The 14,117-nt window shown below is 64.0% G+C and carries 15 protein-coding genes; 2 read left to right on the forward strand and 13 right to left on the reverse strand.

Annotated elements, in window-relative coordinates; translation table 11 throughout:
• Window positions 1-29 precede the first annotated feature (29 nt).
• From HKD27_RS00710 to HKD27_RS00765, 12 genes are all read right to left on the reverse strand, one after another.
• Window positions 30-2,252 carry a histidine kinase dimerization/phosphoacceptor domain -containing protein gene (locus tag HKD27_RS00710; RefSeq protein WP_228518252.1) on the reverse strand — a complete coding sequence of 741 codons (2,223 nt, stop codon included), beginning with the start codon at window positions 2,250-2,252 and terminating at the stop codon, window positions 30-32.
• Between the two features lie 143 nt (window positions 2,253-2,395).
• Entirely contained in the window at window positions 2,396-3,895 is a 1,500-nt protein-coding gene (locus HKD27_RS00715; protein ID WP_194688259.1) for a S10 family peptidase, read from the reverse strand.
• Window positions 3,896-4,014: 119 nt separating this feature from the next.
• Window positions 4,015-5,418: a lyase family protein gene (locus HKD27_RS00720; protein WP_194688258.1), complete on the reverse strand. Its 1,404-nt coding sequence runs from the start codon at window positions 5,416-5,418 to the stop codon at window positions 4,015-4,017.
• Between the two features lie 125 nt (window positions 5,419-5,543).
• Window positions 5,544-6,440: a DMT family transporter gene (locus HKD27_RS00725; protein ID WP_194688257.1), complete on the reverse strand. Its 897-nt coding sequence runs from the start codon at window positions 6,438-6,440 to the stop codon at window positions 5,544-5,546.
• 88 nt (window positions 6,441-6,528) lie between these two features.
• On the reverse strand, window positions 6,529-6,810 hold the full coding sequence (locus tag HKD27_RS00730) for a hypothetical protein (protein ID WP_062497522.1): 282 nt from the start codon (window positions 6,808-6,810) through the stop codon (window positions 6,529-6,531).
• A complete protein-coding gene (ccmI, locus tag HKD27_RS00735; RefSeq protein WP_041111955.1) occupies window positions 6,807-7,547 on the reverse strand; it encodes a c-type cytochrome biogenesis protein CcmI in 741 nt (246 codons plus the stop codon). The genes HKD27_RS00730 and ccmI overlap by 4 nt, the downstream gene beginning before the upstream one ends.
• Before the next feature lie 5 nt (window positions 7,548-7,552).
• Complete coding sequence (locus HKD27_RS00740; RefSeq protein ID WP_194688256.1) at window positions 7,553-8,023, reverse strand: cytochrome c-type biogenesis protein; 471 nt, start codon at window positions 8,021-8,023, stop codon at window positions 7,553-7,555.
• Window positions 8,020-8,574: a DsbE family thiol:disulfide interchange protein gene (locus HKD27_RS00745; protein WP_041111956.1), complete on the reverse strand. Its 555-nt coding sequence runs from the start codon at window positions 8,572-8,574 to the stop codon at window positions 8,020-8,022. The genes HKD27_RS00740 and HKD27_RS00745 overlap by 4 nt, the downstream gene beginning before the upstream one ends.
• 12 nt (window positions 8,575-8,586) lie before the next feature.
• Window positions 8,587-10,566, reverse strand: coding sequence for a heme lyase CcmF/NrfE family subunit (locus HKD27_RS00750; protein ID WP_194688255.1), 1,980 nt, complete (start codon window positions 10,564-10,566; stop codon window positions 8,587-8,589).
• A 7-nt stretch (window positions 10,567-10,573) separates the two neighbouring features.
• Window positions 10,574-11,077 (reverse strand): cytochrome c maturation protein CcmE, encoded by a 504-nt coding sequence (gene ccmE, locus HKD27_RS00755; RefSeq protein ID WP_194688254.1) that lies wholly within the window; start codon window positions 11,075-11,077, stop codon window positions 10,574-10,576.
• Entirely contained in the window at window positions 11,074-11,241 is a 168-nt protein-coding gene (locus HKD27_RS00760) for a hypothetical protein (protein WP_167315815.1), read from the reverse strand. Before HKD27_RS00760 ends, ccmE begins: the two co-directional genes overlap by 4 nt.
• Window positions 11,238-11,999, reverse strand: a complete 762-nt coding sequence (locus HKD27_RS00765) for a heme ABC transporter permease (RefSeq protein ID WP_194688253.1) — start codon at window positions 11,997-11,999, stop codon at window positions 11,238-11,240. Before HKD27_RS00765 ends, HKD27_RS00760 begins: the two co-directional genes overlap by 4 nt.
• A 174-nt stretch (window positions 12,000-12,173) precedes the next feature.
• On the opposite strand from HKD27_RS00765, the gene HKD27_RS00770 reads away from it, so the two are divergent.
• Complete coding sequence (locus HKD27_RS00770) at window positions 12,174-12,590, forward strand: EVE domain-containing protein (protein WP_194688252.1); 417 nt, start codon at window positions 12,174-12,176, stop codon at window positions 12,588-12,590.
• Window positions 12,591-12,601: 11 nt separating this feature from the next.
• On the opposite strand, the gene HKD27_RS00775 is transcribed toward HKD27_RS00770, so the two are convergent.
• Window positions 12,602-13,135: a hypothetical protein gene (locus HKD27_RS00775; protein WP_194688251.1), complete on the reverse strand. Its 534-nt coding sequence runs from the start codon at window positions 13,133-13,135 to the stop codon at window positions 12,602-12,604.
• A 141-nt stretch (window positions 13,136-13,276) separates the two neighbouring features.
• Between HKD27_RS00775 and HKD27_RS00780 the strand changes: the two genes are divergently transcribed.
• Complete coding sequence (locus tag HKD27_RS00780) at window positions 13,277-14,116, forward strand: EcsC family protein (protein WP_011253178.1); 840 nt, start codon at window positions 13,277-13,279, stop codon at window positions 14,114-14,116.
• Window position 14,117 lies beyond the last annotated feature (1 nt).

The raw sequence follows: 14,117 nt of genomic DNA on the forward strand, positions 1-14,117 counted from the left end.
CTTTTTTTATGCCTGAATGCGGGGAAGGCTCAGGGGTACGGATAGGGGGTCTGGGACAGGGCTGCTTCAGTGCTGGCATCCGCTTCCGAAGGCAGGATGGAGTCCAGTGGCAAAGTCATGACGGCTTCCAGGCCCGGGCTGAGCGTGGTGTAGGTCAGTGTGCCAGAGAGACTGCTGACGACGGCATTCATCATGCGTGTCCCGAAACCCGTTCCTTTGAGCTGGGGCGTGCATTCGCCCTGGTCCGAGACCGTGAGCACCAGACGGTCGCTGGTCTGGGTCAGGCCGACATGCAGCGGACCGGCCTTGCCGTCATAGGCGTATTTGCTGGCGTTGATGACCAGTTCAGTCAGGACCAGACCGATATTGATGGCGCGGTCGGCGGAAATCATGATCGGGAAGAGGGAAAGGTGGAGCTGCTCGTGCCAGTCCGCACCCAGTGAAGAGCACAGCTCTTCCATCAGTTCTTCAAGATAACGGCCGAGATCCACGATGCCGAAATGCTCGTCCCGGTACAGGCGGCGATGCACGAGGCCGATGGCGGCGATGCGGTGCTGGGCTTCGGTCAGGGCGGTCGTGGTTTCCTCGTTCGAGGCGCTGCGGGCCTGGAGCTTGAGGAAGGAGGCGACCATCTGAAGGGAGTTCTGCACGCGGTGATTGACTTCCCGGATCAGGAAATCCTTCTGTCGCAGCAGGTTTTCGCGCTCTTCCAGCGTGGCGGCGAGGGTCGCGTTCAGCTCGCGGAGCTGTTGGGTCTGGTAGTCCGCGATCAGGACGCGGCGCAGGCGGCGGGCAGCCTGTTTCTGTTCGCTCGTCCAGCGCGTGCTGTGACCGCGGATCGTCTGTTCCCAGGTCCTGAAGGACGCACGGGGACGCAGGACGTCGCTGCCCTCAGTCGTGTCCTTGTGCGGGTTTCCGGCCCATTCGATGGTCTGAATGATTTCAACACGGCTCCAGATCAGGCAGGTCGGTGTCCGGAACGGGAGCGTGATGGCCAGGAGACCGGCCGAGCGTTCGGGCCACTCGGCTGCGGGCGGATAATCCTTGCCCAGCATGGTGCTGACGAAAATACCACCATTCGTGCCCAGTCTCAGCCAGTCATGCAGCCGGTGCAGGTTGTCCGCATCGGGCAGTACGCCGGTGCCGGTGATGGTCTCGTCACTGATGACGGCAAAGCCGTTGCACGGGAACAGCGCCTGTAGTTCGCCCATGAAGCTGCGCAGGTTGCTTTCGATGGGATGTCGCACGTCGAAATGGGACGTGACGAATTCCATCGCATTGCGCAGGCGCAGACGCTCCTGATAGGTGACCAGCTCCTCCTTGTTCCGCAACTGCCGTGACATGACACCCGCCAGCGTCCGGCACGCGGCGCGGATGTCTTCGGACAGGCAGCGCGGTGTGGCATTGTGGCAGGCGATCAGCCCCCACAGCACACCATCCACGACCAGAGAGACGGAGGCCGAGGCTCGCGCGCCCATATTGGCCATGTACTGGAGATGGATCGGCGAGACGCTCCGGAGCTGGACATCGCTGAGATCAAGCCCTGCAAGCCCGGCTTCCGGGGGCCGGATGGGGGCGGCCTCGTAGGTGATGTCCGGGATGACGCGGATACGGTTGCGCAGATAGAGGGCCCGGGCCTGCGCGGGGATGTCGCTGGCCGGGAAATGGTGGTTCATCAGGGACGGGAAGGCGTCGTTGCGGCTTTCGCCGACGACACGGCCGGTCCCGTCTTCCATGAAGCGATAGACCAGGACGCGGTCGAATTCCGTGAGGCGACGGAAGATTGCAGCGCCATGACGGCAGACGGACGCTGTATCCGGGCAGCGCTCGAAGCGGTCCGCCGTGCTGTCGATCTCGCCGAAAATGTCCCAGGTCAGCAGGTTGTGCGCTTCGACCGGTTCAAGTTCGATGAGGAGATGCGTGTCCTGGGCGTGGCGCAGGATGCTGAAGGTTTCGTCTTTCAGCCCCGCAACGCGCAGATCGGACAGGGAAGGCCGTTTTTCATCGTGAAGGCGGCTTTCCGGGATTTTCAGGACATCCGCCAGGGGGCGTCCGAGCCAGTCGGGAGCGAGACGCCCTTCGATATCGCCAGCGCCACCGATGACCGCCAGACTTGTGCTGTCAGCGATCAGCAGGAGACCATAGGGCTGGATGGCATCTGGTCGATGGATCGGCTCGCGATCGCACGAGGTCATGACGGCATGTTCCAGCGAACAGCCCGGTTCGGGGGCGAGGGAGCGCTGGACTGTCAAATGGAGATCCACCTGAAAGAGGAAGAGACCGCCCGAAGCCCCTGAGAGACAGCGGACAGGGAAGGTCCAGAAATCATTTCGTCCATTATCTGTTCCTCCATCAGGCCTGTCAATTTATGACATTGTATTTCAATTGGACTGTTTCAGGGCTGGCGACCGTCGGCCTGAATCCAGGAGGCGACGTCTGCCGAGAGGGCATGACGGCTGGCCGGACGCGTATAGAGCATATGGCCACCCTGATAGAGGTGCAGCGACACGCGATCCGCACCCACGGTCAGATGATCCTTCATCCAGCGCGCGGTGCCGAACGGGCAGGCCACGTCATAGTAACCATTGGCCACGAAAACGCGCAGGCCCGGATCGAGCGCCAGCAAGCGGTTCAGGACCGGGATCTGATGGACGGGCGACGGGCCACCTTCACTCCATTTCCAGCTTCCGTTGACCTTGAAGGAGAGCAGGTCGTATGTCAGGGGCGTTTTGAAGCCGAGGTCGTTGGCTGCGTACCCCGAGAAGGCGTTGCCATAGGCGCGGCCGAAGCCGAACAGCGTCGGGTCTGGGCTCTCGTCCAGACCATCGGCCGAGGGGTCGGCGATGGACTGGGTGAAGTCGTACAGTCCGTACAGGCGGCCATCGCGGGACATGATGTCATGCGAGCCGATGGCCGGGATACCGTGCTGGCGGGCAATCACGTTCTGCGGCAGGCCGGTCCGCTGGGCGATCTCGGCGTAAAGCGCCTGTCCTTCGCTTCCCGAGGGGAGTTTGCCGGCGATTTTCGGCAGATAGGTGTTCAGGGACCACTGATACGCATCTTCGGCCGTTTTTTCCGTCACGTTCGGGCTTTGATGCGATGTGATCAGGCTCGGCATCATGAGGGCGGCGGAGAGCGGGTTCTCATCCATGTCGAGCAGGGGCATCTCGATGGCCGGGGAGATCATCACGATGCCGTTGAGCAGGATGCCCTGTTCCATCTGAAGCGCATTCGCGACCTGGATGGAGCGGATGCCGCCGTAGCTTTCGCCCACGAGATAATGCGGCGAGGCTTCACGACCGTTTGCAGCCGTCCACAGGCCGATGGCTTTGGCGAAGGTGCTGGCATCCTGTTTGACGCCATAGAACTGGTCTCCGGCCTTGGCCGTATCGGTGGGGCGGGAATAGCCCGTGCCCACGGCGTCGATGAAGACCATGTCGGTGACGGGGAGCCAGCTGTCGGGGTTGTCACCCATCGTGGCGTGCGTGCCGTCCGTCGGGTCTTTGGCGGGCATGGTCAGTGCCTTGGGGCCTGCAGCACCGAGGTTCAGATAGGCCGTGGCCGCGCCCGGTCCGCCGTTGAAGAAATACGAGACCGGACGGGTGCCAGCCGGGACGCCATCCTTCGTGTAGGACACGTAAAACATGCGGGCCGTGGGTTTGCCGTCAGGGCCGCGCAGGATGAGCGTGCCGGCATGGGCAGTGTAGGCGATGCCGTTCAGATGATGCTGCGTGACGGAATCCGCCGGGAGCAGGGCGGGTTCGCCCGTGAAGGCGTCGGTTGCCTTGCCGGCTTCGAGCTTGCTGGCGTCGGTCTTGGGGGCATCGGCCGCCGCAGCCGTACAGACGGGGGAGAGGAGCGTTAAAGCGAGCAGGGCTGCGCGGCGGGTCATCATCTGACGGGCATCTCCGGGAAAAAAGCAGAAGAGTCCGCCGTATCAGTCCTGAGACGTAACGGCCATCGCTTCCGCATGAAGTTTTCGTCATGCGGAAGCAGTTTGAAGCTGGCGTTCAATCAGGTTCCGGGGGGCGTGATGTTGGGGCGCAGCATCAGGCGCGGATCGGCGACGCGGTCATACTCTTCGGATGTCATGAAACCCAGTTCCAGTGCGGCTTCACGCGGGCTCAGATCCTTTTCCATGGCGTGATGGGCGACTTGTGCGGCGCGGTCGTAACCGATGGCTGGCGAAAGGGCCGTGACGAGGACCAGAGAGCGTTCCAGATCCTGTTTCAGCTTGTCCGTATTGGCTTTCGTGCCTTCGACGAGGAAGCGGCGGAAGTTTTCCGAGCCGTCATGCAGAAGGGTGATGCCCTGCATGATGTTATGGATCATGAGCGGCTTGTAGACATTCATGTCCAGCATGCCCGCAGCCCCGCCCAGGCCCACCGCAACATCATTGCTCATGACCTGAAGGGCGAGCATGGCCAGCGCCTCGGCCTGCGTCGGGTTGATCTTGCCCGGCATGATCGACGATCCCGGCTCGTTCTCCGGCAGGTGCAGTTCGTCCAGACCGGCGCGTGGTCCGCAGGCGAGCAGGCGGACGTCATTGGCGATTTTGAAGAGGCTGCCCGCCGTCGTGCGCAGTGCACCCGACAGATGCACCAGCGCGTCATGCGCGCCCTGAAGTGCGAACTTGTTCTCGCCAGCCGTGAAGCCGAGACCCGTCAGGCGGGCAATTTCAGCACAGGCGCGGCGGTCGAAGCCTTTATCCGTGCTCACACCCGTGCCGAGTGCCGTGCCGCCGAGGGCGAGGGGTAACAGACCGTCGCGGGCCTGTTCCAGACGGACGATATTGTCCGTCAGCATTCCGGCATAGCCGTGCCATTCCTGACCCAGCGTGATGGGGACGGCGTCCTGAAGATGCGTGCGGCCGACCTTGACCAGATCGCGCCATTCCTCGGCCTTGGCGGCCATGGCGTCACGCAGGCGCGTCAGGGCCGGGATCAGGCGACGATGCGTGCCGAGGACGGCCGCGATATGCATGGCGGTCGGGAAGTTGCAGTTGGTGGACTGCGACATGTTGACGTGATCGTTGGGGTGCAGCGGCGTCTTGCTGCCGAGCGGGTTGCCGGTGATCTGGCAGCCGCGGTTTGCGATCACTTCATTGACGTTCATGTTGAACTGCGTGCCCGAGCCCGTCATCCAGACATGAAGCGGGAACATCCGGTCATGCTCGCCCTTCGTGATCTCGTCACAGACGGTATGGATCAGATCCGCGCGCTCCTGCGACAGGCGGCCACTCGCGGCGTTGGCTGTGGCGCAGGCGCGCTTCATGATCGCATAGGCTTCGATCATTTCGCGCGGCATCAGTTCGCAGCCGATGCTGAAATATTTCAGGGAGCGCTGGGTCTGCGCGCCCCACAACACATCATCAGCGACTTCGATCGGGCCCATGCCATCGGTTTCGGTACGGCTCATTGTCTGTTTTCGGCTTTCTTGCGGGTGATCCGGCTCATTCCACGGGAGAAATTATCGCACAATTGCCGCAGGACAAAGGAAGACAGCCATAGAAAATCCGGATATCGCCACAGGCCGCGTGGGGTTCAGGACTCCACGGTCTGGGCGACCGGATGGCGGCCATAGGTGTTGGTCAGGATCACCCCGGCCATCACGACCGCGCCGCCGATCAGGGTGCGCAGGGAGGGGACCTCATTGGTGAGGAAATAGGCCAGGACCATTGTGACGGGGGGCAGCAGGTAAAGCAGTGCCGCACCGCGTGAAGCGCCGAGATGGCCGATGACGAAACCCCAGGCGGCATAGCCGAAAGCCGCCGGGAAAATGCCGAGTTCCAGCACAGCGGCCTGACCCTGCCATGAGGCGCGGGAGAAGCTCGTGAGGCCCTGTGGCAGCCATGGGGTCAGGAAAATCGCGCCTGAAATCAGGACATAGGCGATGGTAGGGAGTGCGCCGTAGCGGCGGATCAGGCCCTTCTGAAGGATCGTGTAGAACGCTGCGCAGACGGCCGCGCCGAAGACCAGTGTCGCGCCCGAGCCGAAGGAAAGGCCACCGCTCTGCCCTTTTGCGATCAGGGCCACGCCGCTGAAACTCAGGATCGATCCGGCCCAGCCCCAGCGGGACATGCGCTCGCCGAGGAACACCATGGCCAGAAGGCCCGCCATGAGGGGCGCTGCGCTGATGAGAAGGCTGGCCGCGCCGGAGGAGACGGTCATTTCGCCGCAGTTGAACAGGATGTTGTAGACCGTGATCCCGATGATCCCGCAGGCCAGGATCTGCGGAATATCCGTCAGTTCCGGGCGGCGGGGACGCTTCCACAGCAGCCACAGGGCGGCCATGACGGCCGCGACGGCATAGCGCAGTGCCGCCAGAGGCACGGGGGCAAGGTCATGCAGGGCAATCCGGACGACGGGATAGGCGCTCGCCCAGGACAGGATGGCCACGGCGACGAAGAATGGCAGGAAACGCCCGGAAGGATGTGTCATTCATGCCCATTAGCAGGAATATTCCGCAGGCGGGAAGAGTGCCGGATTCTGGCAGGCGGGATCGGATCCCGCCGTGCATCCTGTGCCGTTATTTCAGCCAGCGGTCGCCGCTGAAACGGTTGTGGGAGAAGAGAAAACCAGCCACCAGCCCGATGGCGGCGAACATGATCGTCCATAGCGAGATCGGCAGCAACAGGGTCGAGAGCGCCGCGAGCAGGACCATTCCGGCGAAGGCACAGACGGCGGATTCCAGGACGCGCGGACCGTAATGGCGTTCAGCCCCGCAACTGGGGCATTTTTCCGAGGTCGGGCGCATGGGCTGGCGGCAGACGGGGCACAGCGCGATGGCGTTGGCTTCGGGTTTTCTCACTGACCGTTATTCTCCTGATGTTCGCCGACCGCGATACGCGCTTCCACGGCCATACGCCAGGGCGCATCGGCCGGTGCCGCTGCCAGGGCGCGGCGATAGAGGTCAAGGCTCTCACCAGAGATATGGCTGCCGTTGCGACTTTCAAGTTCGGCGAGGCGGATGGCGAGCTCGGGCTCGAAATGCGCGTCAAGCGCGGCTTTCCAGTCCCGGATCGCCTCATCCGTCATGCCGGATCTTGCTTCGATCTGCCCCAGAAGGAAATGTCCGGTCGCATAGGTCGGTGAACCGGGGGGAATGGTGGAGACCTGGGTCTGGAGCTTGTGGATCATCTGCAGGCCCTTCGCGTCCGGGCCCGTCTGCCGTCCGCTCAGGGGCTGGGGCGGCAGGGAAGGATGACCGTTGACGATATAGAGCGCAAAGGCCAGCACCGGAATGCCGATCCCGACGGCGGCGACCGGCAGGGCGCGGCTGCGTTTTGCGGGCTCGGCGTTCAGGTCCTCGACGGCAGCTTCACCATCCGTGGCCAGCAGGCGGCGCTGAACTTCCAGACGGGCGGCCTGATATTCCTCGTCATTGATGAGGGCGAGGGCGTGGTCACGCTCCAGATCGCCAAGCTGTCCGCGATAGAGGGCGAGAGCGGAGTCACGCGCGTTGACGCGCCGGCGCAGGGTGCGCAGCCCCAGAAATGCGGGACACAGGGCCACCGCCGCGATTATCAGGATTCCCAACCAGAACAAAAAGTCTACTCCCGGCCCGAAAGGGCATCCAGACGCGCGCGCTCGTCATCCGTGAGCGGCGCAGGCGTGACGACGGTGCGGCGTTTGGTCGCACGCCATGCAATGACAAGTCCAGCCACCAGCGCGAGCGCTGGCATCAGCCAGAGCAGGGCAGTGGACCATGAAAACTGTGGGGCCAGACGGATGAACTCGCCGTAGCGTTCGGTCATCCAGTCCATGATCTGCTGATCGGACTTGCCGGCCGAGACCTGCTCGCGCACGACCTTGCGCAGATCGCGGGCGAGGGGGGCGCTGCTGTCCTCGATGCTCTCGTTCTGACAGACGAGGCAGCGCAGATGCGCGCCAATGGCTTCGGCGCGCTTTTCCTGCGCCGGGTTCGGCAGCATTTCGGCGGGATCGTCCACGGCAAGGGCCACGCCACCGCCGATCAGGCCAGCGGCGAGCAGCAGGGCCGGGAATCGTCTGGACACCTTCATAGTCCGGCGAGCCTCGGACGGATTTCCGCCTCGTAGATCTGGGGGTCGAGGGCCGCACTTCCATGCCAGATGATACGGCCGCCGGGTGCGACCAGAAAGCTCTCGGGCACGCCGGTCACGCCCCAGTCGATCGCGACGCGGCCATGACGGTCCGACGCAACGCGGGCATAAGGCGATCCGTCACGCTGGACGAAGCCGGCGGCGTTCTCGGGCTTGTCCTCATAGGCGATGCCCCAGATCGGCATATTGCGCGAAATGGCGCGCAGACCGGGCATTTCCGCCACGCAGGGGATGCACCAGGAGGCGAAGAAATTGACCAGAACCGGGCGGTGCTGGGCTTTGAGTTCCGCGTCGGTGAAGCCGTCGCCGAGGCCGGGAAGGCCTGGCATGGCGAAGCTCGGGATGGGTTTGCCGACATTGGGGTTCTTGATGGCGCGCGGGTCGAAGGCGCCGCTGCGCATGTCGCTCAGCATCCGCCAGAAGCCGACGCCCAGCACGCCTGCGCCGATGATGGGGACGGCCGTGAGGATGCCGCGTCGTGTTGCGTTCATGTCCCTCTCTCCTCAGGCACGGGCCATGTTGCGGGCGGCGGCACGCTTGGGGGCGCCGATCCGCATCCGACGGTCAGACAGCGAGAACGCGCCGCCGATGGCCATGACCAGTCCGCCCAGCCACATCCAGGGTGCGAGCGGATTGCGGTGCAGGCGCAGGACATAGGTCGTGTCCTTGCCCGTGCCGTGCCGGTCACCGACCACGCCATACAGATCGGTGATGAAATTGGTGTGGATGGCGACTTCGGTCGTGGTCTGGCTCTGCGTCGTAAAGTCGCGCTTTTCGGGGTGCAGGATCGTCACGAGCTTGCCGTTATGGCGGATGGCAATGTCGGCCTGCATGGCCTTGTAGTTCGGGCCGATATAGTCGTGCACATCCAGCAGGGTCCAGTCGTCGCCGGCCAGCGAACGGGTCTCGCCGATATGGACTTCGACGATGGCGTGCTGCGCCTGCGACATGCCGCACAGGCCGAGCACGGTGATGCCCGCGCCGATATGGGCAAGAGCCGCGCCCCAGCTTGAACGCGGCAGGTGCTTCATGCGCTCCCACACGCCCTGAGCGGAGGTATGGCCAATGCCGATCCGGTGCAGGACGTCAGACGCGGAGGCTGCGATGACCCAGATGGCCAGCGCACCGCAGGCGATGGGCAGGACACCGGAGAGCTTCCAGAAGCACAGAACCAGTCCGATCGCGGCGATGCCGGCGGCGGCATAGAGATGCGAGAAGGTCCGGGCGAGCTGGGCGCGTTTCCACGGCAGGGCCGTACCGACACCCATGGCCAGCAGGAGCGGCAGGGTCAGCGGGATCGTGGCGGCGTCAAAGAACGGCTTGCCGACGGAAATGGTGCGTCCGGCCAGAAGCTGCATGAAGGGCGGGTACATCGTGCCTGTCACGACGACAGCGCAGATCGAGCAGAGCAGGATGTTGTTCAGCACCAGCGACCCTTCACGCGAGATCGGCGAGAACAGGCCGGTCGAGGTGAGGGACGGCGCGCGCCACGCAAACAGCGCGAGCGAACCGCCGATGACGATGGCGAGCAGGGCCAGAATGAACACGCCGCGGGCAGGATCGTTGGCGAAGGCGTGGACCGAGTTCAGGATGCCTGAGCGGACAAGGAACGTGCCGGACAGCGAGAACGAGAAGGTCGCGATGGCCAGCAGGACCGTCCAGATCTTCAGGCCTTCGCGCTTTTCCACGACGATGGCGGAATGCACGAGCGCCGTGCCCGTCAGCCAGGGGATGAGGGACGCATTTTCCACCGGATCCCAGAACCAGTATCCGCCCCAGCCCAGCACGTAATAGGACCACCAGGAACCGAGCGCGATACCACAGGTCAGGAAGCACCAGGCCGCAACGGCCCAGGGACGGACCCAGCGGCCCCATGCGGCATCGACGCGGCCTTCGATCAGGGCGGCGACGGCGAAGGCGAAGGGGACGGCGAAACCGACATAGCCGGTGTAGAGAATGGGCGGATGGAAGGCGAGGCCCGGATCCTGAAGGAGCGGGTTCATGCCCTGACCGTCCATCGGTGCCGGGAAGACGCGGTCGAACGGATCGGAAGTCAGGAGGCAGAACATCTGGAACCCGGCGGAGACGCCGCCGAGAATGGCCAGAACGCGTCCGCGCAGGATGTCCGGCAGGTTGCGGCCGAACAACGAGACCGCGCCGCCGCAGATAGCGAGGATCAGCGTCCAGAGCAGGACGGAGCCTTCATGGTTTCCCCAGACGCCGGTGATTTTATACAGCAGCGGCTTGGAGACGGCGGAGTTGGCGGCAACGTTCTGGACCGAGAAATCGTCGCTGACGGCGCACATGACGAGGCACAGGAACGAATAGCCCAGCGCGATGAGCTGCGAGACCGCGAGATAGGGGGCTAGCCCCACGAGACGGGCATCGCGGCGGTTTGCGCCCCAGAGCGGGACGGCGAACTGCACGAGGGCGAGCACGCAGGCGAGGGCCAGGGCGAAATGGCCCTGTTCAGGTCCGAACATCAGGCGGTCAGCCCCCTGTTTTCTTTGCGGTCATGGTGTCCCAGCTCGACGCGTCCGGCGCCTTGCCGAAGCGCGGGTCCCACTTGCCGGTGCGCTTGAGTTCGTCCGCGACTTCCTTGGGCATGTAGGTCTCGTCATGCTTGGCGAGGACTTCGCTGGCCGTGAAACCGCCGTTCTTCTGGACGGTGCCGAGGGCGACGACGCTCTGGCCTTCGCGGAACAGGTCGGGGAGGATGCCGGTGTAATGGACCTCGACCGCGGCCTGTCCGTCCGTCACCTGAAAGGCGTTCACGGGGGTGCCGTTCTCGTTGATGCGGTGCAGGCTGCCGGCCATGACCATGCCGCCGAGGCGGATGGTGCGGTCTGGCGAAGGCGGATTGGCCTTCACCTGCGACGGCGCCATGAAGAAGACGATGTTGGACGAGAAAGCACGCAGGGTCAGGGCGGCGGCGGAACCGACACAGGCCAGACAGGCAATGACGATCCAGAGGCGACGGGTCTTGCGGGTCATGATGCTGACCTTTCACGACGGCGGGCATGGCCTTCAACGGCAGCCAGACGGGCCTTGGACTTCCGAAGGCGCAGGGCCGCGCCGACACCGAGGACGAGAGAGCAGCCCAGCGTCAGGGCGTAGGACGCCGCAATATAGGGCCAGTGGTTCGGGAGGTGCATCATGCGGCTTGACTGTCCCTGCGGTCGAGGCGCGAACGGGCCAGAAGCTGGCGCGCGCGGCTTTCATGGATGGCGGCGCTGAGCCGGGTGAAGATGACGGCCGCAACGCCAAGCGTGAAGCCGATCGTGGTGATCAGCAGCGGCCAGAGCATCATCATGGACATGGCTGGTGCGCCGGTCAGGGTGATGCTGTCGGGCTGGTGCAGGGTGTTCCACCACTGGACGCTGAACTTGATGATCGGCAGGTCGATCACGCCGGCAAGGGCGAGGATCGCGGCGGCGCGCTGGCCGCGGGCGGGTTCATCGAAGGCGCGGATCAGGGCGATATGGCCCAGATACAGGAAGAACAGTACCAGCATCGACGTCAGGCGCGCGTCCCACACCCACCATGTGCCCCACATCGGCTCACCCCAGAGGGAGCCCGTAATCAGGCACAGGGCGGCGGCACAGGCGCCAACGGGCCCGATCTCGATGGCGGCGAGATCCGCCAGCGGATGACGCCAGACCAGCGAGAGCACGCCGCAGATCGCAAGCCCGAGGTAGCAGGACGAGGCCAGCCAGGCCATCGGGACATGGACATACATGATGCGGACGGTGTCGCCCTGCTGCCAGTCGGCCGGGGCGATGAACAGGCCCCAGATGACGCCGACGGTCAGGAACAGGATGGCGCCGCTGCTCAGCCAGGGCAGGAGCGCATGCGCCAGACGCAGGAACTGCCCCGGATTGGCATAGCGATGGAGCAGGTTGGGGGTAGGGCGCACAGGGACACGGACCTCGGCAGATTGGCAACTCGGCGATTGGTTCCCCTTTGAAATAGTCCGAAGCAATCATATTCGGAAGAGGCGCGTTGTCCCATTGTTCCGATCACTGTTATCACGTTTCACGGAAATGAGCGGTAAATGCCTCTGTAAATGCCCTTGGGGCGGGAGTGAAATGTGGCTTTCTGGCTGGTGAAATCGGAACCCGAGGCGTTCTCTTGGGCACAGCAGGTCGATCATGGCGTCGAACCGTGGACGGGGGTGCGCAACTATCAGGCGCGCAACAACCTTTCGGCCATGAAAAACGGCGATCTGGCGCTTTTTTACCACTCCGTCAGCGAAAAACGCATTGTCGGCGTGGTTGAAGTGGTGCGGGAAGCCTATCCGGACCCGACGGCGGATGATCCGCGCTGGGTCTGTGTGGATGTGAAGGCGATGGGAGCGTTTGCCCATCCCATGAGCCTGGCCGACATCAAGGCTGATCCTGCCCTGGCGGAGATGGCGCTGCTGAAACAGTCCAGACTGTCCGTGGCGCCGGTGACGGAGACGGAGTTCCGCCACCTGACGCAGATCGGGGGCTGGACGCGCCCCTGAGAGACGCCGTCTTAGTGAATGGCGGAGGAGTCGCCGTTCACGAGCATGTTCGTCTGGCCGTTGACCGGATGGCCGGCGTAGCTCGTCGGGGAGTCTTCGTCTTCATACGGTGACTGAACGGGGGCGTTGAACTTCACCGGCATGCCGAACAGCGAGAAATGGGACGGCAGGTTGTTGGTTCCGTTGGTCTTCTGCTGGGCGTTCGTACCGGGCATGCCGACCGGAAGATGCGTGCGGACGCGGTCACTGTAGCTGGCGAGGGCGGTCTCCGAGTCTTCCACTTCCGTATAGCCATGCGGCGGGGGCGGTGCGCCTTCGTCGGGCAGGGCGGACTGCTGGGCCGGCGTCAGGGGCTTGGCGGGGGCGCCGACGATCTGGCCCGCTGTCGGGCTCATCTGCGGAAGATTGGCCGTGCCGTGTGCGGCACGGTGACGGGTGTGACCCGAGGGAGAAGAGCTGGAGGCGGCATGGGCCGAAAAACCGGCCGGGATGAGGAGGCTGGCTGCCAGCGGAGCAGACAGGATCCAGCGCGATAATACGGTCATTGTTGTAATTCTCCTCACCCCGCCGGGGGCGTCCCGGGTAGCGTCACAGAGCCGATATCCCCATGATGGCGCCATGTTAGGATATGAAACCTGCTATCCGGTAAACGGTTTCGGGTCTTACGAACAGGAGTTTTGATCGTCATGACCGCAGTGAATGACACGCAGCTTCCAACCAGCGAATTCGCCTCGATGGCGCTGGACGGGGATTCCCTTGCCCAGCTTCAGTCGGTTCTCGAAAAGGTGGAACAGGGCCGCGGGGTTCTCGTGCGTCTTGCAGACCTGATGGGGGGTGCGGTCGGACAGGCTACGCGACTCGGTATGCAGGGACTCGGCCTGGCGCCGGCGGTGCAGGAGAAGTTCCACAACGCGGCTGAGATCGCCATCGAACGGGCGTTCAAAGTCGCCATACTGGGGATCGACAACGAGGCTCCCGCCGTGCGTGAACCCTGGCGTGAGAATGTGGGGCAGGCCGCCGTGGCCGTTTCGGGCGCGCTGGGTGGTTTCGGCGGAATCTTCGGTCTGGCGCCGGATGTGGGCTTCACGACGCTGACCATCATGCGCGAGATCGCACGCATTGCCCGCGAGGAAGGCGAAGACCTGCGTAACGAAGACACGCGCCGGGCCTGTCTGGAAGTCTTTGCGCTGCGCAGCTTCCCTGCACGGCAGAGCGAAGATGAGAGCGAGCTCGGGTTTTTCTCGGCGCGGGCACTGCTGCGCGGACGTCCGATCGTCATGCTGATGGCGGAAGTGGCGTCGCATTACGGAATTGGCCTGTCGCGCAAATTCGCGTTGCAGATGGTGCCGGTGGCAGGTGCGCTGTGTGGTGCGTCGCTCAATGCGGCGTTCCTCGCGCATTACCGCGCGCTGGCCCGGGCCCATTTCACGATCCGCCGTCTGGAACGCACGCATGGGCTGGCCGTTAAGGAAGCGGCTGCCGACCTGCGCGCAGGGGGAACGGGCACATCTGAAACATTCTCCTGAT

The organism is Gluconobacter sp. R75690 (genome assembly GCF_015244525.1).
GTDB lineage: Bacteria > Pseudomonadota > Alphaproteobacteria > Acetobacterales > Acetobacteraceae > Gluconobacter > Gluconobacter potus.